The 18,405-nt window shown below is 48.7% G+C and carries 15 protein-coding genes and 1 tRNA gene; 10 read left to right on the top strand and 6 right to left on the bottom strand.

Features of this window, described 5'->3' with window-relative positions; genetic code table 11:
• Nucleotides 1–24: 24 nt before the first annotated feature.
• The 4 genes from ABGI61_RS00180 to ABGI61_RS00195 all read left to right on the top strand — a co-directional run bounded on the left by ABGI61_RS00180 (nt 25) and on the right by ABGI61_RS00195 (nt 1,707).
• Nucleotides 25–483 carry a DUF6641 family protein gene (locus tag ABGI61_RS00180; protein ID WP_134059267.1) on the top strand — a complete coding sequence of 153 codons (459 nt, stop codon included), beginning with the start codon at nt 25–27 and terminating at the stop codon, nt 481–483.
• 78 nt (nt 484–561) lie between these two features.
• Entirely contained in the window at nt 562–1,008 is a 447-nt protein-coding gene (locus ABGI61_RS00185) for a JAB domain-containing protein (RefSeq protein ID WP_347595062.1), read from the top strand.
• A gap of 28 nt (nt 1,009–1,036) precedes the next feature.
• A complete protein-coding gene (locus ABGI61_RS00190) occupies nt 1,037–1,444 on the top strand; it encodes a DUF2787 family protein (RefSeq protein WP_347595065.1) in 408 nt (135 codons plus the stop codon).
• Nucleotides 1,444–1,707 carry a helix-turn-helix domain-containing protein gene (locus ABGI61_RS00195; RefSeq protein WP_347595068.1) on the top strand — a complete coding sequence of 88 codons (264 nt, stop codon included), beginning with the start codon at nt 1,444–1,446 and terminating at the stop codon, nt 1,705–1,707. Before ABGI61_RS00190 ends, ABGI61_RS00195 begins: the two co-directional genes overlap by 1 nt.
• A gap of 95 nt (nt 1,708–1,802) precedes the next feature.
• Here the strand turns inward: ABGI61_RS00195 and ABGI61_RS00200 are convergent, their stop codons facing one another.
• From ABGI61_RS00200 to ABGI61_RS00210, 3 genes are all read right to left on the bottom strand, one after another.
• Entirely contained in the window at nt 1,803–3,983 is a 2,181-nt protein-coding gene (locus ABGI61_RS00200) for a DEAD/DEAH box helicase (protein ID WP_347595071.1), read from the bottom strand.
• Nucleotides 3,980–5,596 carry a HamA C-terminal domain-containing protein gene (locus tag ABGI61_RS00205; protein ID WP_261255358.1) on the bottom strand — a complete coding sequence of 539 codons (1,617 nt, stop codon included), beginning with the start codon at nt 5,594–5,596 and terminating at the stop codon, nt 3,980–3,982. The genes ABGI61_RS00200 and ABGI61_RS00205 overlap by 4 nt, the downstream gene beginning before the upstream one ends.
• Before the next feature lie 500 nt (nt 5,597–6,096).
• Nucleotides 6,097–6,183: transfer RNA gene (locus ABGI61_RS00210), tRNA-Leu, on the bottom strand.
• A 338-nt stretch (nt 6,184–6,521) separates the two neighbouring features.
• Here ABGI61_RS00210 and ABGI61_RS00215 point away from each other — a divergent pair.
• The gene (locus tag ABGI61_RS00215; protein WP_347595075.1) at nt 6,522–7,019 is read left to right on the top strand and encodes an RDD family protein; all 498 of its coding nucleotides are present in this window, start codon (nt 6,522–6,524) and stop codon (nt 7,017–7,019) included.
• Nucleotides 7,020–7,046: 27 nt separating this feature from the next.
• On the opposite strand, the gene lptG is transcribed toward ABGI61_RS00215, so the two are convergent.
• Nucleotides 7,047–8,114, bottom strand: coding sequence for an LPS export ABC transporter permease LptG (gene lptG / locus ABGI61_RS00220; protein ID WP_347595078.1), 1,068 nt, complete (start codon nt 8,112–8,114; stop codon nt 7,047–7,049).
• Nucleotide 8,115: 1 nt separating this feature from the next.
• The gene (gene lptF, locus ABGI61_RS00225) at nt 8,116–9,225 is read right to left on the bottom strand and encodes an LPS export ABC transporter permease LptF (RefSeq protein ID WP_347595081.1); all 1,110 of its coding nucleotides are present in this window, start codon (nt 9,223–9,225) and stop codon (nt 8,116–8,118) included.
• A gap of 183 nt (nt 9,226–9,408) precedes the next feature.
• Here lptF and pepA point away from each other — a divergent pair, with 183 nt between their 5' ends.
• The 4 genes from pepA (at nt 9,409) to ABGI61_RS00245 (ending at nt 16,100) form a co-directional block, all read left to right on the top strand.
• The gene (pepA, locus tag ABGI61_RS00230) at nt 9,409–10,917 is read left to right on the top strand and encodes a leucyl aminopeptidase (protein WP_008221231.1); all 1,509 of its coding nucleotides are present in this window, start codon (nt 9,409–9,411) and stop codon (nt 10,915–10,917) included.
• Nucleotides 10,917–11,375 (top strand): DNA polymerase III subunit chi, encoded by a 459-nt coding sequence (locus ABGI61_RS00235; RefSeq protein ID WP_347595084.1) that lies wholly within the window; start codon nt 10,917–10,919, stop codon nt 11,373–11,375. The genes pepA and ABGI61_RS00235 overlap by 1 nt, the downstream gene beginning before the upstream one ends.
• Before the next feature lie 15 nt (nt 11,376–11,390).
• Nucleotides 11,391–14,246, top strand: a complete 2,856-nt coding sequence (locus tag ABGI61_RS00240) for a valine--tRNA ligase (RefSeq protein ID WP_347595087.1) — start codon at nt 11,391–11,393, stop codon at nt 14,244–14,246.
• 333 nt (nt 14,247–14,579) lie between these two features.
• Nucleotides 14,580–16,100, top strand: a complete 1,521-nt coding sequence (locus ABGI61_RS00245; RefSeq protein WP_347595090.1) for a Na+/H+ antiporter NhaC family protein — start codon at nt 14,580–14,582, stop codon at nt 16,098–16,100.
• Between the two features lie 61 nt (nt 16,101–16,161).
• On the opposite strand, the gene ABGI61_RS00250 is transcribed toward ABGI61_RS00245, so the two are convergent.
• Nucleotides 16,162–17,691 carry an amidase gene (locus ABGI61_RS00250; RefSeq protein WP_347595093.1) on the bottom strand — a complete coding sequence of 510 codons (1,530 nt, stop codon included), beginning with the start codon at nt 17,689–17,691 and terminating at the stop codon, nt 16,162–16,164.
• 215 nt (nt 17,692–17,906) lie between these two features.
• Between ABGI61_RS00250 and ABGI61_RS00255 the strand changes: the two genes are divergently transcribed.
• Entirely contained in the window at nt 17,907–18,398 is a 492-nt protein-coding gene (locus ABGI61_RS00255) for a TIGR03546 family protein (RefSeq protein ID WP_347595096.1), read from the top strand.
• Nucleotides 18,399–18,405 lie beyond the last annotated feature (7 nt).

Consider the following 18,405-nt stretch of genomic DNA (forward strand, 5'->3'; position numbering starts at 1 on the left):
CCAACACCATAAGGAAAACACACTATGTCTATATTGAGTTCGCTCAAGGTTATCGCTCGCCCAAAAATTGAGCCCAAACCACCTATCTTAGGTAAACGCCTGAAGCTGATTGAAAAGCTGGATGAGCAGCAGGCAATGGCGCAGGCCATGTTAGATGGTCAGGCTTATGAAGCCTATAAAGACAAAAAGGTGAAAGACCCCGAAACCGGTGAGCGCAAAACCGTGCGTACACGCAAAGCGGTTCGCCCCTGGTACTTTGATGACAACGAGCACTACTACTTTGAAATCAAAGTTGGGCTTAAAACACTGGAGCTGGAAAAAGGCAAAGCGGCAATTGATGTCGGCAAGAAAGAGGATTTACCAACCGTCATTAGCACCATCATCAAGGCAGTTGAAAGCGGTGAACTGGATGCGCAGATATTGCAACTTTCACCGGCAAAACCACCGAAACCGCCTAAAGCCAAAACCACTGACAAGAAATGATGCGAAATGGCCGGTCACAGTGCCGGCCAATTCATTCAATCAGGTTAAAAAACGTTTAGCAGGTTTTGGAGGTGCATTATGGCAACCCTTAGAGAAATAGAACTGGCCTACCGCTTTAAAGAAGTGAACTGTGACATTACCGGTAAAATGGCAAACAGCCCTGAAGTTATCGGTAAGCTTTTTGACTACCTAAAGCATGAAACCAAAGAAGTGTTTATCGTGGTGAACCTCACCGCACAGCACGAAGTGAATTGCTTTGAAGTGGTAGCAAAAGGCACTGCCGATGCAATCAGCACAAGGCCGGTTGAGCTGCTACGCACGGCAGTCATTTTAAACTTAAAGGCGGTTATCCTAATTCACAATCACCCATCGGGGTTAAGTGAGCCGAGCCAAGCCGATGTGCGCTTTACCGAGCGGGTCATCGAGATTGGCAACATCTTAAATATCGCCGTGCTGGACCACGTGATTATCGGCCTTAACCAACACACCAGTATGCGACAAACCCACGCTCATATTTTTAAGTAAACACCCCATCTATTCAGGAGTAATCATTATGCGTATTCAGTACGAGGGCTTAGCTTTGCCTGTTTCAAAGCGATTTATAGATGCACTGATTAAAGCCATAGAGCCGCACCGAGAGCCATTAGCAGAATTTGTCTGCGTAAATTTTCGGGACCCAAAATACAGTGCAGAACAAGGCGGCTACCATCCCGTTGAGATACTACTGACCGGCACCAGTGGCCGTTATGACATCTGCTACATCACCGACTTTTGTTATGCCGGTATCGGCGATTGCGCAGAGCTGGTGAAGTCTTTGGACTTCGAGTTTATCGCTGGCACCTTTCAGGATATGACCGGCTACTACCCTATTGAAGTCGCAAGAGAAATCTACCCGATATGGGAAGATAACTTTTTAACCTACTGGCTGGATATGGGGGTTTTTGAGGTGGGGGTAAGCTAATGGAAGCATACAAACCTAAACGGGGTGAAGCCCACTTAAAAGCCAGCCCTAAACGCATTGCACTCGGTAATTGGTTACGAGAGCAGCGAAACGCTAAAGGTCTTACTATGCGTGACATGGCAGCGATCAGTGGCTTACCACATAGCTACTTCGGCAAGATTGAGCAGGGTATTCGGGGGTTGGATATTCTGGAGTTTCTGGAGCTCTGTCAGTGGCTAGGTATCAATTATCGTTCAGCTATAAACCAGGTAGACAAATTGTAATTCCATCTAGAACGAGGAATGCTTGCTTTACATCTAAGCAAGCATTTTTATTATATTTAAAAATTGACCTTATAGAATAAATACTAGCAAGGAATTCAAATACCTAGCGCTCGCCTAATGAATGCCTGATCGACGTACCCAATAGATCTATTCCAAATATCTTGAGTATCGCGAAGATACTGGCTTAACACATCCACATCGGCTTGTTCTGGAAACTCCAACAATTCTACCAGTCTGTGTAACGTCTGAATAGGAATGCCCATTTCCTCAAGAGAGTTAACTCCTGGCGGTAAGTGGTGACTCTCAAACATCAATTTAACGTGAGTGTAATCAATTTTGTTGCTGAAGCCCCTCTTCAGCGCATTGTGTTTAACGACATCTTCCATCAAGCTGAGCACCTTCGGTAGTGTATATCCGAATGTATTTGTGATGATCTTCAAGTCATTGTTTAGATAGAAAGAAAGAGTATTTTTTTCCCCTTCAGATATCCTCTGCCGAGCGTGATCAATCTGATCTTTAATATACTCTGAATAGCTTGCCGCATTATAATAGGCTACAAGTTTTGCAACTATGACATCAGTCGGCTTAATCGGAACCCCATTTCGGCGGAATGTGTGAGGAACTAATCTGGCAATAATATTTGCGAAGGTCTTCATGAAGTTTGTCGCAGGTGTCCAGTGAAACACAAGCGAGGCAAATTCTTTGTCGTCCATCATTTCCAATATGCTTTGTAGTTCTTCTAGTTGTTCAACACGGAAGTACGAGTGTCTCTTAACGAGATTAATGGAAATGCGATCATCGCCAAAGACATTGTTGAAGCGATCTTGTGAAAACTCAGATAAATGATCTGGCTGAACATTTGCTAAGAGATTGAGCGGTGTACCAATGTCTTGAATTCCAAGCGGAATATCAATTTCTTGATTTAGTTTATCTTCAGGGATTGCTTCCAAACAAAAGATTTTGCCAACGAAGTGAACTCCCATTCGTCCAGCACGCCCTTTAATATTACCGTGAGTGAATTTATCGATGCTGCGTATCCCGTCGCGGTTGTCATATATTACGACGTTTTTTGCAACAGTATTAACTCCCTCAATTATTGTCGAGGTACAGAGTAGAAAGCGGAGTTTTCCAGTATTGAATTGATCTATAGTATATTGCTGCAGTGCTCTGGGCAGCGCACCAAAATGCAAACCTATGCCATTCTTGAGAGCAACAGTATAATCCCAATCGACATCGAATTCGTTACTGATCCATTCGATATGAGGATTCTTAAACGAGGTGCCATGTCCTAGCTTGATAAGCTCACGAGCGACTTGTCCTGCGACCGTTGGTGATTTGCAATAAATAATCGTTGCGCCCACACATCTGTGAGCTATCGCCGCCAAAGCGTTTTTCTTCGCAACATCATCCGTCGGTTTGATGTTGAATGTCTCTACATCTAATGCGACTGTATTGAAGTCAGTGGATACAAAGGTATGTGAATAACCTAGCCTTTCGAGACCATGGATGCCTTTAACAAACGGTCCGGTTAGGTAAAATTGCTTTGAAACCTTGAGCAGCTTGCTCAGCGCAATATTCAACTCGACGACTCTCTCGTCTTGATGATCTACCTCGCCATTTTTAAATTGTCGGAATGCAAGCTTATAAAACTCGTCAATCACAAAAAGGTCGATGTCGACAATATCGTTTCGTTCATTAACCCGCTCTTGAGTTAACACGTAAACAACTTTATCAGAATGACATATTTGAGAACTATGGTGAATGATCTGGTATCTGTCACCGAACCTCTCATGCAATCGACGGCGAGTTTCGTCTGCTAGGGCCACAGTTGGAACTACCAAAACAAGCCTATGTAATGTGCCCAAACCTAGCAACGAATCTACGATAGCGCTTTTTCCCATGCTTGTCGGAGCACTGAGTACCACATTCTTGCCGGCCTTAAGCAAATCGAATATTTGGAATTGCATAGAATGGAAGACAAAGTTCTCTGAAAATGGCGTTCGGTACACATCAAGCACTCTGAGCTCTTCCGGCGTCAGATCGGAGAACTCTTTAACCAAATACGGAAACAAGCCAGATTTTCTCACCATATTTTTCAAGATGGTGGAGTGTGAAACAAAACGCTCCGGAACATCTAGAGCGCGCACGATTAAGTCCCGCCCGAGGTCTCTCGATACAGGGTTGGACAGTAACTTGTTAATAGCATGCAGGTAATTGAAGCATGAAAAGCATTCATCGCGAAGGCTGCTTTTCGCTTCCTCATAGACCAACGTCATATGGCCTCCTTTACTTTACTCTCAACCAACTGGGTCAACCGATCAAGACTCGGAGCAGGATAGATGAATACCTGGACGCAAATTCCCGTGAATGGAGAATTGTCCTTTAGATCCGAAGCAAATTTGTCAAAAAGCTCTACCGTTTCTTTTTCTAAGTCATCCTCGTAGCCTAACGTTTCTGGTTCAGTAAGTAATTTTGAGTTGTAACCTACAAACAGTACGAAAGTAAATCGATCTAGGTGGACATCGAAAGGTTGGCTGCCGTCAAGAATTTCATTGATGTCGTGACGAAGTAAGTAGTTATCATCTTTGATGTCTAGTATTTTCTTGCGAGCCACATCGATACACTCCAATATCTCTGCGTACAACTGATCACGTATCTCTGGTAATCTCACTGCAATGTCGATATCAGTTACCAACTCACTGAAGCCAATCCAAAGCTGATCATCATCTGGATCCCGGCGAACGATGTGTACGTTTTCAAGAATTTTTTCCGTTCCATTCTTTTCCATAAAAAGTAAACAGGGTATCGGCTGGCTATCGTGATATTGCCTGATCGTCGCATGCAACAGCACTCGGCCCAGGAATTCCCTAACGTCATTTAGCGAGTTGAAAACAGATTGTTTTAGCTGCTGTCGCTTTTCAACTAATGTGAGCTTCAGACTATCAGCCATTTCGTTAGGACGGAGAAAGACCTCATCTAACCATTGGCAGATATTGTCTGCGATGTGCTTATAGCGATATTGCTTGAGTGTATATTGCTGATGCAGGACTTGCCCTTTGCGCTTAGCGCAGGTCGAAATCATTTGAGCTCTGAATGGGGTCAATATATGCGGCAAATCTCTTTTGACATAGATTTTTCGGCCTGAACGAGATTGATCATTTTCTACATATTGCTTAAACCATTTAAGAAGATCGGACCGAGAGTAAGACTTGTCATCAATACTATTGATGCGTCGAGATAGTTCGCCTTTAAGTGTCACAGAGTGAAGAATATCGCACCAGATATCCTCTGCGACGGTTTCGGAACTGAGAATAACTCCATGAAGATCATTAGAGGCAAGTCGTATGTTCTTTATACCCAGTAGTTCCAATTCGCGAAGAGAAGAAAATACTTCCCATGTTGCCGAATCGACCCAATCTGAAACACAAATACCAGAGTTTGTTTGATAATTGTTAGTCCGTAAGTTCAGATCATCAATTAGCTCCTGACGACCAGGCTTGCCGTGCCTAGCGTTCTGACTGATTAAAAGGTACTCGAGGGTATTATTAACTTTTTCCTCTGTTACTATGGAGTATCTTCTGCCAAAAGCTGGATCCGACTTACACTGCATCGATTTATGCAAAATTGAGCTGTGTGGAATGGTTTTTTTGTTGCTTCCCTTGGAATTCAGAGCGAGTTGTGCAGTGCTCCATCGCAATTTGTCGGTACTTTTTACCTGAACGAAATCAATATAGCCGTCATATACAATATCAATGTCATCTGTGACCTCACAGCGAACACTTCGAATATTCTTGTCTCGGAGCATTCGAGTAACATGATAAGCAGCTACGCAGTCCTGAAATAGAAAACCGTGTTTTGCAGCTACACCACCTGAATCGTTTGATTCCATTTCAACATCCATGACTATATTTCGGGAATTTAAGAAGTATATTAAAAACTAAAAATCCCACCCCCTTACAAGCTCTCTCAACGCAAGCGTTACTCGAGCTAATTATTTTTCTTGGAGAAATGAGCCAGAATTTATACTCTTTGTACCAGAGTCTGCCACAACCCTAGATATAAAAACCACTAGTTAGGTTAATTATCAAAGGAATATCAAGAACCATTTTGAAATTTGCTAGGTATTAGTAAAAGTTAAAAGCGTCAAAAATGTAATTATAAAGTTAAATTTTAGGTGGGGAGCCATTTTAAATTTTTGAATCAAGCCAAATGCATTCTTGCAGCTGAATTTTATAAAACCGATTCAACTTTCGATTAGTTTCGATGCTAGCATTGAAATCAGACTGTTATTTCGATAACGCTTGAATATTATGGTTTAATTTCAACAACTAAAGATCAATCGCGATTAGAAATACCAGGTTTGGAGGAGTTAGTAATACTTATCTATTATGGTGCCTAGGGCCGGACTCGAACCGGCACGTTGTCGCCAACGGTGGATTTTGAATCCACTGCGTCTACCAATTTCGCCACCCAGGCATTGAGAGGACTTTTTCTTTTGTAACTAACCTAGTTACAGACCTTTGCAAAACTTTGCAAGCGACCTGCACTTTTAACCTTTGTCGAATCGTAGACTATTCAACAGGTTATGTCTACCTTTCCCTAAGACGCTTTGCATTTTGAATCCGCTGCGTCTACCGATTTCGCCACCCAGGCACTGAGGGATATTTTGAGGTAAACGCCTGCATTATACGATGCGATTAGCGTTGCGCAAGCGAATTTCTGTCATTCGCCGTTAGTTGCACAAAATATCAACAGCTTCGAAAAAGCCTTGCTGCATGCTACACTTGCGCCGTTTTTTTACTTCGGATAACACTATGTTTGCTGATGCACCCCGTGCCGGGTTACTGCGCCGTTTAGCGGCGTTGTTGTATGACTGGTTGATTTTAGCTGCGCTTTGGATGCTGGCGATGGGTATTGCCATGGCAGCTGTGGCGCTGCTAAACCAAGTAGGGCTGATTTCGCTGGCGGGTTACACCGACTATGCCGACTTTACTACCCAGCATAAAATCTGGTTTCAGCTGTATTCGGTAGGCTGCTTTTTTTGGTTTTATTTGTACTTTTGGTATAAAGGCGGCCAAACATTGGGCATGCGCGCCTGGCGCATGTTACTGGTGCAGCAAGACGGCAGCGCAATAAGCCTTAAGCAGGCAGCGTTGCGCGCCGTTACTGCACTGCTTGGGTTGGGTAACCTGTGGTTATGGTTGCGCTGGGGTAAAGGGCTGGCACTGCAAGACCAGCTAAGCGGCACTCAGGTGGTGGTGCTCACCAAAGAGCAAAGCAAGCAGTTAAACCTGCACAGAGCAGCCCGTTAATACGGGCGCTTTAGCAACCCTAATCGGCTAGACCTTTTTTCGCATAAAATATAACGACAACCCGATAAACAGCAGACTGGGCAGTAAAGCGCCAGCCAGTGGTGGTAGCTGATACACCAGCGCTACCGGGCCAAACACCTCGTTACTCATATAAAAGCCAAAGCCGGTCAATATGCCCATTAACACCCTGGCCGCCATAGTAACACTGCGCAGCGGGCCGAAAATAAACGACAGCGCCATTAATAACATGGCAATAATGGTGAGCGGCTGCAGCGCTTTACGCCAAAACGCCAGCTCGTAACGGCTAGCGTCCTGCGAGTTTTGCGCCAGATAATCCATGTAATCGGTCAGCCCCTGCAACGACAGCATTTCCGGCTTAATAGTAACCACACCCAGTTTGTCGGGCGTCAATGATGAACGCCAGCTCTGGCTTGGCCACTGTTGTTTTTCAACCCGCTCTGGCGTAAAGGCCAAACGCGTAACCTGCTGCAGCTGCCAGGCGTCCTGCTGATAGACTGCCGTTGCGGCACTGAGTAACGACACCAATTGCAGCTGATCATCAAACTGATAAATCACTACATCCTGCAGGTTACCAAAATCATCCACTTTGCGGATATTGACAAACTGATCGCCATCTTTGGCCCACACGCCCTGCTGGGCGGCAAACAGGCTGCCATCTGAAATAGCCTTGGTACGCAGCTCGCGCGCGGCTCTGTCACTGACCGGCGCGCCCCACTCGGCAATGGCCATCACCAGTAGCATCATCACCACAGCGGTTTTCATCACGGAGTTAATAATATTCACCCGGGATAAACCCGCCGCCTGCATAACCACCAGCTCACTGCTGCTGGCCAGCATGCCCAAGCCTATTAAGCCACCTATCAGCGCCGCCATCGGGAAAAAGGTTACTAAGTCGCCCGGTACGCTATACAGGGTAAATAGCGCTGCATGCACCATATCGTAATAACCGCGGCCGATAGAGCGCATCTGATCGATAAATTTAAACATGGCCGAAATAGCCAGCAGCACACTCAGCGTGAGTAAGCTGGTGCTTAAGATGGTACGGCCAATATAGATATCAATTATTTTCAGCATGTTAACTTCTACCTGCCAGCCAGGCCTGGAACCGCTGCGCAGTACTGCGGCTGCGTAAAATCAGCACGGTACCCAGTAATAAGGCAGCGCCATGTAGCCACCACATCCCCAGCGCTGGCGGAATTTTGCCATCTTCCAACGCCGAGCGGGCAATGATTAGCAGAGAATAATACCCCAGATACAATAACAGTGCCGGCAACAGGCGGCCAAATTTGCCCTGACGTGGGTTCACCCGGCTCAGTGGCACAGCAATCAGCGTAAGTAGCGGAATAGACAACGGAATGGCAATACGCCAGTGCCATTCTGCAATGGCTTCGTTACTGGGGTTGTGCAACAGTTCGGCGGTTGGCACACTGCCCAACTTGCGCCGGCGCTGCTCTACTTCCTGCTCGCGGATCTGCATTTGGTAGCGCTCAAACTCAGTCACTTCAAACGCCGGCGAGCTGACGGCACCGGTATAGCGCCGGCCTTGCTCTAGCTGCAGAATTTGTGCACCACTGGCATCTTCCCGCACACTGCCACTTTGCGCATACACTATGGCATGGCTACCGGGCTCATCACTGGCGCCACTTTGCGCCACAAACACCCGCGCTAAGCGACCACTGTCATCGCCACGGCCAACCTCGTGCACAAAAATTACCGCTTTTTCGTTTGATGTGTGCTGGAACCGCCCCGGCACCATAGATAACAGGCCAGCATTGGCATCAGCTTTTTCCAGTAGGCGGTATTCCTGCTCGGTGGCCCAGGGGCTTAAATACAAGGTGACGCTGCCAGCGAGAATCGCCATCAGCAACGACAATACCAGGGTAACACGGGTAACATACCATTCGCTGACACCGGTAGCATGCAGTACTGTCATTTCGCTGTCAGCGTAAATACGGCCATAGGCCACCAAAATGCCGATAAAGGCACTTAACGGCAGAATAATTACCGCCAGCTGCGGTAACTTTAACGCGACTATACTCATGACCAGTTGACCGGGCAGCTCACCCTCGGAAGCATCGGCCAGAATTTTGACAAAGCGCTGGCTGACGATAATGGTCATTAAAATGAGAAATACCGCCAGCTGAGATTTAAACACCTCCGCTAACAGGTAACGAAAAATAATCAAAACGCCCCCTAAAAACCTGCCTTTTTGCTGGAACCCTGGCGATTTTTCAGTAAACTTGATATTTATAGCAATTATTATCGACCAAACGGCGCAGAAAACCGAGCTTTTTTATAAATTCGCGGTAGAATTTAGCCAATAATGTGCCCGTTATCCTAGCACAGTCTCTTAGAATCAGGAGTTAGTATGGAGTTCAGCGTAAAAAGCGGAAGTCCGGAAAAACAGCGCAGTGCATGCATTGTTGTCGGGGTGTACGAACCACGCCGTCTTTCCGCCGTGGCAGAACAACTGGATAAAATCAGCGAAGGTTATATCAGCAACCTGCTGCGCCGGGGTGATTTAGAAGGCAAACCCGGCCAGATGTTGCTGTTGCACCATGTGCCTAACGTACTGAGCGAACGCGTATTATTAGTAGGTTGCGGCAAAGAACGCGAATTAGACGAACGTCAGTACCGCCAAATTATCGCCAAAACCATCAGCACCTTAAACGAAACCGGCTCAATGGAAGCAGTTTGCTTCTTATCCGAGCTGCACGTGAAAGGTCGCGACACCTATTGGAAAGTGCGCCACGCGGTAGAAACCACCCAAGACTGCTTGTATGTATTCGACCGGCTAAAAAGTAAAAAAGATGAAACCCGCCGGCCACTGCGCAAAATTGTCTTTAACGTACCCACCCGCCGTGACCTGACTATTGGTGAAAAAGCGGTTGAGCATGGCCTGGCGATAGCCGCCGGTATCAAGCAGTGTAAAGACGTTGGCAATATGCCACCGAATATCTGTACGCCACAATACCTGGCCGAACAGGCGCAGCTGTTAACACAGCACAGCGACAAAGTATCGGTTGAGGTACTGGGCCCGGACGAGATGCACAAATTGGGCATGCACTCTTACCTGGCGGTAGGCCGTGGCTCGGTAAACGGCCCTCGCATGGCGGTTATCCACTACAAAGGTGCCGGTAACGACAGCGCACCTGTGGTATTAGTGGGTAAAGGCTTAACCTTCGACTCTGGTGGCATAAGCCTTAAACCGGGCGAAGGCATGGACGAGATGAAATATGACATGTGTGGTGCCGCCTCGGTGCTGGGTACCATGCATGCGGTGGTAAACCTGAACCTGCCGGTAAACCTGGTGGCGGTATTAGCCGCAGCGGAAAATATGCCTGATGCCAACGCTTACCGGCCAGGCGATATTTTAACCACTATGTCAGGCCAGACGGTAGAAGTGTTAAATACTGACGCCGAAGGCCGGCTGGTACTGTGTGATGCCTTAACCTATGTTGAGCGGTTTGACCCTGAGCTGGTGATTGATGTGGCCACCCTAACTGGCGCCTGTGTTATTGCTCTGGGTAAACACGCCACCGGTTTAATGAGTAACCACAACCCACTGGCGCACGAGATTTTAAATGCCTCTGAGCAAAGTGGCGATCGCGCATGGCGCCTGCCGCTGTGGGATGATTACCAGGAGCAACTGGAAAGCCCCTTTGCCGACTTTAGCAACCTCGGCGGCCGCGCCGCCGGCACCATTACCGCCGCGTGTTTCTTGTCGCGCTTTACCCGCAAATATAACTGGGCGCACCTGGATATCGCCGGCACTGCCTGGCGCAGTGGTGGTAAAGACAAAGGCGCTACCGGCCGGCCGGTACCGCTACTGACCCAGTTTCTAATTAACCGGGTTGGTCAGCAGCAGGATCATTAATGCACGTTAGCTTTTATCTGCTAGGTACTGCGCAAGTAGACTTAGCGGCGCCCCAAAATGAGCTGAGCACCACGCCAGCTCATTTTGCTTTAGCCTGCCAGCTCTGTGCCGACTTGTACCGCGCCAGACAACGGGTTTTCGTTTATACTGCCAGCCAACAGCAGGCCGAAGCGTTTGACGAGCTGCTCTGGCAATTTGATGCCGAGCGTTTTGTACCGCACAACCTGGCCGGCGAGGGGCCCAAGCACGGCGCGCCGGTAGAAATTAGCTGGCAGCCGCCACGGCAAAACCGCCAGGTGTTAATTAACCTGGCCGACACTGTGCCGGCCTTTGCCAACCGCTTTAGCCAAATTATTGAATTTGTTCCCGTTGCCGAGCACGACAAGGCGCTGGCCCGGGCACGTTTTAAACAGTATCGCCAGCTGGGCTTAAACCCAGACACCATTAAAGCTGGCTGAGTAACAGGTATTATCATGGAAAAGACGTTTAACCCCAGTGAAATTGAGCAGGCAATGTATAACGCCTGGGAAGCTAAAGGCTATTTTAAACCCAGTGGCGATGAGCGTCTGGGTAATTACTGCATTATGATCCCACCGCCAAACGTTACCGGCAGTCTGCACATGGGCCACGCTTTCCAGCAAACCATTATGGACGCGCTTACCCGCTACCAGCGTATGCAGGGCAAAAACACCCTGTGGCAGGTAGGTACCGACCACGCCGGTATTGCGACGCAAATGGTGGTTGAACGCAAACTCGCTGCTGAAGGCCAACCTGGCCGCCATCAACTGGGCCGTGATGCGTTTATCGAAAAAGTCTGGCAGTGGAAGGCGGAGTCAGGCGGCACCATCACCTCGCAGATGCGCCGTTTAGGTAACTCGGTAGATTGGGAGCGCGAGCGCTTTACCATGGACGAAGGCTTGTCTAATGCGGTGCAGGAAGTGTTTGTACGACTGTACGAAGACGACTTAATTTACCGCGGCAAACGCCTGGTAAACTGGGATCCTAAGCTGCACACCGCCATTTCAGATTTAGAAGTAGAAAATAAAGAGCAGAAAGGCCAGATGTGGCACCTGCGCTACCCATTGGCCGATGGTGCCACCACAGCCGATGGTAAAAGCTATTTAGTCGTCGCCACCACGCGGCCGGAAACCATGCTGGGCGATACCGGTGTGGCAGTAAACCCGGAAGACGAGCGCTACAAAGCGCTGATTGGCAAAGAGATCATATTGCCACTGGTAAACCGGCGTATTGCCATAGTTGGCGATGAGCATGCCGACATGGAAAAAGGCACCGGCTGCGTCAAAATTACTCCGGCGCATGATTTTAACGACTACGAAGTCGGTAAGCGTCATCAGTTGCCAATGATTAACGTGCTGACACCGGACGCCACCATCCGCAGCGAAGGTGAGTGCTTCTTTACCAATGGTGAGGCTAACCCGAACCAAAGCGCTGCCATACCGGCAGAGTTTCAGGGCCTGGATCGCTACGCAGCGCGTAAAGCCATTGTTGCCGCCTTTGACGCGGCAGGCTTGCTGGATAAAGTAGAGGATCACAACAACACCCTGCCTTACGGCGATAGAAGTGGCGTGGTAATAGAGCCGTTACTGACTGACCAGTGGTATGTGCGCGTAGCACCGCTGGCGAAAACCGCTACCGAAGCGGTAGAAAACGGCCAGATTGAGTTTGTGCCTAAGCAATACGAGAACATGTACTACAGCTGGATGCGCGACATTCAGGATTGGTGTATCTCACGCCAACTATGGTGGGGACACCGTATTCCAGCATGGTATGACAACAACGGCAACGTCTATGTTGGCCGCTCGGAAGCTGAAGTGCGGGCGAAACATCAGCTGGCCGATAACATCACGCTTACGCAGGATAACGATGTACTGGACACCTGGTTCAGCTCGGCACTGTGGACCTTCTCAACACTGGGCTGGCCGGAAGATACTGATGCCCTGCGCACTTTCCACCCGACTGATGTATTGGTCACCGGCTTTGACATTATTTTCTTCTGGGTGGCCCGCATGATCATGATGACCATGCACTTTATTAAAGATAAAGACGGCAAACCGCAGGTGCCGTTTAAAACCGTGTATGTTACCGGCCTTATCCGCGATGAAAACGGCGATAAGATGAGTAAGTCTAAGGGTAACGTCATCGATCCGCTGGATATGATAGACGGCATCAGCCTGGCCGATTTATTGGCCAAACGCACCAGCAACCTGATGCAACCACAACTGGCAGAAAAAATCGCCAAAGCGACCGAGAAACAATTCCCGGATGGCATTACCGCCAGCGGCACTGACGCGCTGCGCTTTACCCTGGCAGCACTGGCATCAACCGGCCGTGATATTAACTGGGATATGAAGCGCTTAGAAGGCTACCGTAACTTCTGCAACAAGCTGTGGAATGCCAGCCGCTATGTGCTGATGAACACTGAAGAGCAGGATTGCGGCTTTAACGGCGGCGACATGCAGTTATCACTGGCCGATAAGTGGATTTTGGCGCAGTACCAGCACACAGTAAAGCAGGTGCGGCAGTATATCGACAGCTACCGTTTTGATATGGCGGCCAATACGCTGTACGAATTTACCTGGAACCAGTTCTGTGACTGGTACCTGGAGCTGACCAAGCCGGTGCTGTTTAAAGGCAACGACGCGCAGCAGCGTGCCACCCGCCACACCCTGGTGACCGTGCTGGAAAGCTTACTGCGCTTAATGCACCCGATTATGCCGTTCATTACCGAAACCATCTGGCAATCGGTTAAACCACTGGCAAATATTCAGGCTGACAGCATTATGCTGCAACCATACCCGCAAGTGGACACCCGCCTTATCGATGAGACGGCTACCGCTGATTTGGAATGGTTAAAGGCAGTCATTACCGCGATACGTAACGTACGCGGTGAAATGAACATTGCACCGAGTAAACCGCTTAGCATACTACTGCGCAACCTGGGCAACGACGAGCAGCGCCGTTTAAGCGAAAATGAAAACTTCCTGATGAATCTGGCTAAGCTGGACAGTATTAAAGTACTGACGGCAGGCGAGCCAGCACCGGCTAGTGCAGCCCAGCTGATAGGCAGCATGGATTTATTAATCCCAATGGCTGGTTTAATTGACAAAGACGCCGAGCTTAGCCGCATTGCCAAGCAGCTGGAAAAAACCCAGCAGGAACTGTCACGCGTTGCCGGCAAACTGGCCAACGAAGGCTTTGTGGCTAAAGCGCCAGAAGCGGTGCTGGAAAAAGAGCGTGCCAAACAGGCCGAGCTTGAGCAGGCCGTAGCCAAACTGCAGGCACAGCAAGCCGAAATTGCCGCACTGTAACACAGCGTTATTTGCCGTTAAAAGCCGGGCCCGACAGCCCGGTTTTTTTATCGCCGAGATTCCTACTACCTGACGGCTTTGCCCTTGATAGCCCTAAAGATCGCAGTTGTAGAACGTGAAATTTTTGCTATGATTGCGCGGTATTTCGGCAACTGGCTGACTATACGCTTGCACTGCGTATTTATGCAGTAAAGTCTGGTGTTTTACGGCTGTTTTTTTACAGCAGCACAAGGCTGATAAAGCAAGGAACCGCTCCGTTGAGTTGGGTTATCTGCTGCAACGGTTCACTTAATTTTTATCCGGCCTGCCGGATTTTTTTACAGAGAAAAATAAATGATGTCAGCAGATACCCTGGTCGAGAGTCTCGCCGAACCTGTTGCCACGGCGGCCGAAGCGGCCGCCGTTGTTGTCAGTGCCCCCCCTTCTGCACTGAGTTTAGTGCCGCCTGTAGTGGTACTGTTATTGGCCGTATGGCTCAAACGCCCCATCTTGGCCCTAATCATTGGCGCAGTCGCGGGCCTACTGCTGCTCAGCCCGGCTGAATCTTTATCTAATTTTTCTGATATCTCGGTCAGCGTGATGCAAGACGAAACCATCGGCTGGCTTATTCTGGTCTGCGCCGGCTTTGGTGCGCTGATCGGCTTGTTAATTCATACTGGCGGCGCCGTAGCATTCGGCCGGTTTGGTGCAGAAACAGCTAAAGGCCCACGCTCATCGATGTTTATGACCTTTGTGATGGGCTGCATTATTTTCGTTGACGATTATCTCAACGCCCTGTCGGTCGGTGAGGCCATGAAGCGCGTAACCGATAAGTACAAGGTGTCGCGGCAAAAGCTGGCCTACATCGTCGATTCAACCGCTGCGCCTATTTGCGTATTAGTACCAATTTCTACCTGGGCAGTGTTCTTTGGCGGTCTACTGGAAGATAACAACATTGCCGAAAAAGGCCGTGGTGTTGCAGTGTATATCGAAGCTATTCCTTACATGCTCTACCCGATACTTGCAGTACTGATGGTGATGCTGGTGGCGCTAAAAATTATGCCCGATATTGGCCCGATGAAAAAAGCCGAACTGGCAACCCAGCAAGGCACACCCATTGAGTGTGAACTGGCCGATAACCCTCAGGCCGGTGCGCGTCTGCAACACCATGCTGCAGAGGAAATGCCGTACCATACCAGTGATGATTATGCGGTAAGCTCGATTGAAGAAGAGTTCGAAAGCAGCAACAAGCAAGGCAAAGTGCACAATTTTATGGTGCCGATGCTATCGTTGATTGTCTTTACCGTGCTATTGGGCGACTCGTTAAGCGAACCTGATGTGCTAAAAGGCGTAATTGCCGCCTTGCTATTTTCTATAGTGTATTACGGCGTACAACGTGTCATGTCGCTGTCAGAAATGATGGACGTGATGATGAATGGTTTTAAAACCATGCTACCGGCCATCAGTACTGTTATTGCTGCCTTTATCTTTAAAGACGTGTGCGACAAGCTTGGCTTACCGCTTTATATTATCGAAAACCTGGCGCCGTACATGAATGCGCAGTTACTACCCGCGCTGGTGTTTTTCTCCATGGCTATTCTGGCGTTCGCTACCGGTTCATCCTGGGGAATTTTCGCTGTGTCTATCCCTATCGTAATGCCACTGGCGTTTGCGGTAGAAGCGAATATCCCGTTGGTAATTGGCGCGCTGTTATCAGCCAGCTCCTTTGGTAGCCAGGCCTGTTTTTACAGTGACTCCACGGTATTGGCCGCACAAGGCTCTGGCTGTAACCTGATGAGCCACGCTCTAACGCAGTTCCCTTACGCCTTTATTGCTGCTGTTTTGGCGTTCTTTGGCTTCCTGGCATTGGCCTGACAGTAAACCACAGGCACTAAAAAAGGCGCTTTAAGCGCCTTTTTTATTCACCAGGCCAAGCTTACTCTGCGGTGGTAAGAAACTGCGGCTGTCGGTATGCATCTAAATAGCGCTCAACCGCAGCAGCTAATGAAACAAGCTGCGGCTCAGACCAGGGTAAACCCACAACACTGACACCCAACGGCAACACGCCATCAAAGGTTGCCGGTACCGTCACCGAAGGATATCCGGATACGGCTGCAGCGGTTGAGGTACCAAAGTTAAACTTATCGCCGTTAACATGATCAATAGGCCAGGCCGGGCCATAAGCCGGTAAAATTATCGCATCATAGCCCTGCTGCAAATATTGGTTTAGCGCCTGCTCAGCAAGTTGCCGGCTTTGCTGTAGCGCAACCAGATATGCCGCTTCGTCTTTTGCTAAATCAATCGCCGCAGCCTGCTCAAGATACTCTTGGCCATAAAACGCTAACGCCGTTTTACCTTGTTGCTGGTTAAACGCGACAATTTTAGCCAGTGTGTTTACACTGCTATCGACCTTATATTCTGCCAGCCACTGCTCCAGATCGCGCTTAAACTCATAAATTAATACATTAAACTCCGCCTGATACAGCTCAGCAGGCAATTGCCAGCTGTCAGCATTAACCACCTCAATGCCCTCGGCTTGAAGCATTAGCGCAAGCTGATTAAACATCGGCGCCAAAGCCGTATTGCGCTTGTCATAGGCTCGCACCAACAGCACTTTTTTTGCCTGAGATGGCTGTAACGCCGCCTTAGCCAATGGTTGTGCGATTTTGCTACGTGCCTCGTCAGTTAACATGGCATCCAATAGTAGCGCCGCATCATAAACCTTGCGGGCCATTGGACCGGCGATATCCTGAGCATGCGCTATTGGAATAATACCTTCACCAGATACCCCCCCCCTGCTCGGTTTAATGCCAACGATACCGTTACTGGCTGCAGGACAGGTAATAGAGCCATCGGTTTCAGTGCCAACAGCTAAAAGGGTAAAATCGGCTGCCACCGCAACGCCTGAGCCCGAGCTGGAACCACAAGGGCTATGGCTGAGCAAATGCGGGTTTTTTACTTGTCCACCCAGCGCCGACCAGCCACTGGCTGAACCCTCACCACGAAAGTTGGCCCACTCCGACAAATTAGCCTTAGCCAAGATCACAGCACCCGCATCACGTAACTGCTTTACCAGCTGCGCATCTTTGGGCGCAATATGCCCTTTTAACGCCAGTGCGCCAGCTGTGGTCGGCATGTTATCTGCGGTGGCAATATTGGCTTTTAGCACCACAGGTAAACCATGGAGTGGCGACAATACCGCACCTGCAGCGCGCTGCTGATCTAGTATTCTGGCTTGTTCAAGCGCGTCCTTATTAATATCAGCTATAGCAGCAATGTTGAGGCCCTGCTGGTTATCACGCGCAATACGCTCAAGATAGTGTTGTACCAATTGCTCACTGCTCAGCTGGCCCTGCTGCATCGCCGTTATCGCCATTTTCGCATCCAACCACTGCGTGCTTTGCTCTGCGAGACAGGCCGTAGAAAGTAGTAGAGCGCTGCAGCCGGCTATCGTATTTCGTATCATGAGTTTACCTTCTTAGATTTGTATTAACTGATATTACGTGACATGCGCAAAAGTCGGTGAAATTTTGTCCTGTAAATCCCTCTATTGCCCGCAAAAACGGCATCTTGATAAAACGCTGCGGCTACAACACTTTGTCACTTTTTAATCCCTGACAAATTAGCGCTACACTGTTACCTTAGATAACAATCTATTACAGCGGGTTTACCGGGGGTATTATGCTGACATTACTGGCACGGATTTTAAAAGTACTTAACTCTCAGGCGTCGCCCTGGCAATTAGGCTGGGCGGTTGCACTGGGGCTGTTTACCGGCATTTTACCCTTTGGCCTGCTAAGCCTGCTGATTGTGTTACTGGTGTGCCTGCTGACCATTAACCTGTCGACCTTTATTCTGGTGTGGGGGTTAACTGAAGGCCTGATGCTACTGCTGGCCAATCCACTGGAACGCCTCACCTGGCACTATGCGCAGAACGAACAGTTACTGGCACTGCTTGCCAACAACGAAACCCTGCAGTTACTGCACTTACACCATACCCTGACCCTGGGTGCGTTTTTACTGGGTTTGTTATTGCTGCTACCCATTGCCTGGCTAAGCCAGCTGTTGGTTACACAGTACCGTGAGCGGGTAATGAACAATGTACAAAAGTGGAAGTTGATGCAGATGCTCAAAGCTAGCAAGCTGTTTACTCTGTACGAAAAACTGCAATAAGGAGCCG

Origin of the sequence: Rheinheimera fenheensis (genome assembly GCF_039871805.1) — a bacterium.
Taxonomy (GTDB): Bacteria; Pseudomonadota; Gammaproteobacteria; order Enterobacterales; family Alteromonadaceae; genus Alishewanella; species Alishewanella fenheensis.

Bases quoted from the DNA above. Each gene is read 5' to 3' on its own strand.
- ABGI61_RS00180 (WP_134059267.1), top strand. From the start codon at position 25: ATGTCTATATTGAGTTCGCTCAAGGTTATCGCTCGCCCAAAAATTGAG.
- ABGI61_RS00185 (WP_347595062.1), top strand. From the start codon at position 562: ATGGCAACCCTTAGAGAAATAGAACTGGCCTACCGCTTTAAAGAAGTG.
- ABGI61_RS00190 (WP_347595065.1), top strand. From the start codon at position 1,037: ATGCGTATTCAGTACGAGGGCTTAGCTTTGCCTGTTTCAAAGCGATTT.
- ABGI61_RS00195 (WP_347595068.1), top strand. From the start codon at position 1,444: ATGGAAGCATACAAACCTAAACGGGGTGAAGCCCACTTAAAAGCCAGC.
- ABGI61_RS00200 (WP_347595071.1), bottom strand. From the start codon at position 3,983: ATGACGTTGGTCTATGAGGAAGCGAAAAGCAGCCTTCGCGATGAATGC.
- ABGI61_RS00205 (WP_261255358.1), bottom strand. From the start codon at position 5,596: ATGGAATCAAACGATTCAGGTGGTGTAGCTGCAAAACACGGTTTTCTA.
- ABGI61_RS00215 (WP_347595075.1), top strand. From the start codon at position 6,522: ATGTTTGCTGATGCACCCCGTGCCGGGTTACTGCGCCGTTTAGCGGCG.
- lptG (WP_347595078.1), bottom strand. From the start codon at position 8,114: ATGCTGAAAATAATTGATATCTATATTGGCCGTACCATCTTAAGCACC.
- pepA (WP_008221231.1), top strand. From the start codon at position 9,409: ATGGAGTTCAGCGTAAAAAGCGGAAGTCCGGAAAAACAGCGCAGTGCA.
- ABGI61_RS00235 (WP_347595084.1), top strand. From the start codon at position 10,917: ATGCACGTTAGCTTTTATCTGCTAGGTACTGCGCAAGTAGACTTAGCG.
- ABGI61_RS00240 (WP_347595087.1), top strand. From the start codon at position 11,391: ATGGAAAAGACGTTTAACCCCAGTGAAATTGAGCAGGCAATGTATAAC.
- ABGI61_RS00245 (WP_347595090.1), top strand. From the start codon at position 14,580: ATGATGTCAGCAGATACCCTGGTCGAGAGTCTCGCCGAACCTGTTGCC.
- ABGI61_RS00250 (WP_347595093.1), bottom strand. From the start codon at position 17,691: ATGATACGAAATACGATAGCCGGCTGCAGCGCTCTACTACTTTCTACG.
- ABGI61_RS00255 (WP_347595096.1), top strand. From the start codon at position 17,907: ATGCTGACATTACTGGCACGGATTTTAAAAGTACTTAACTCTCAGGCG.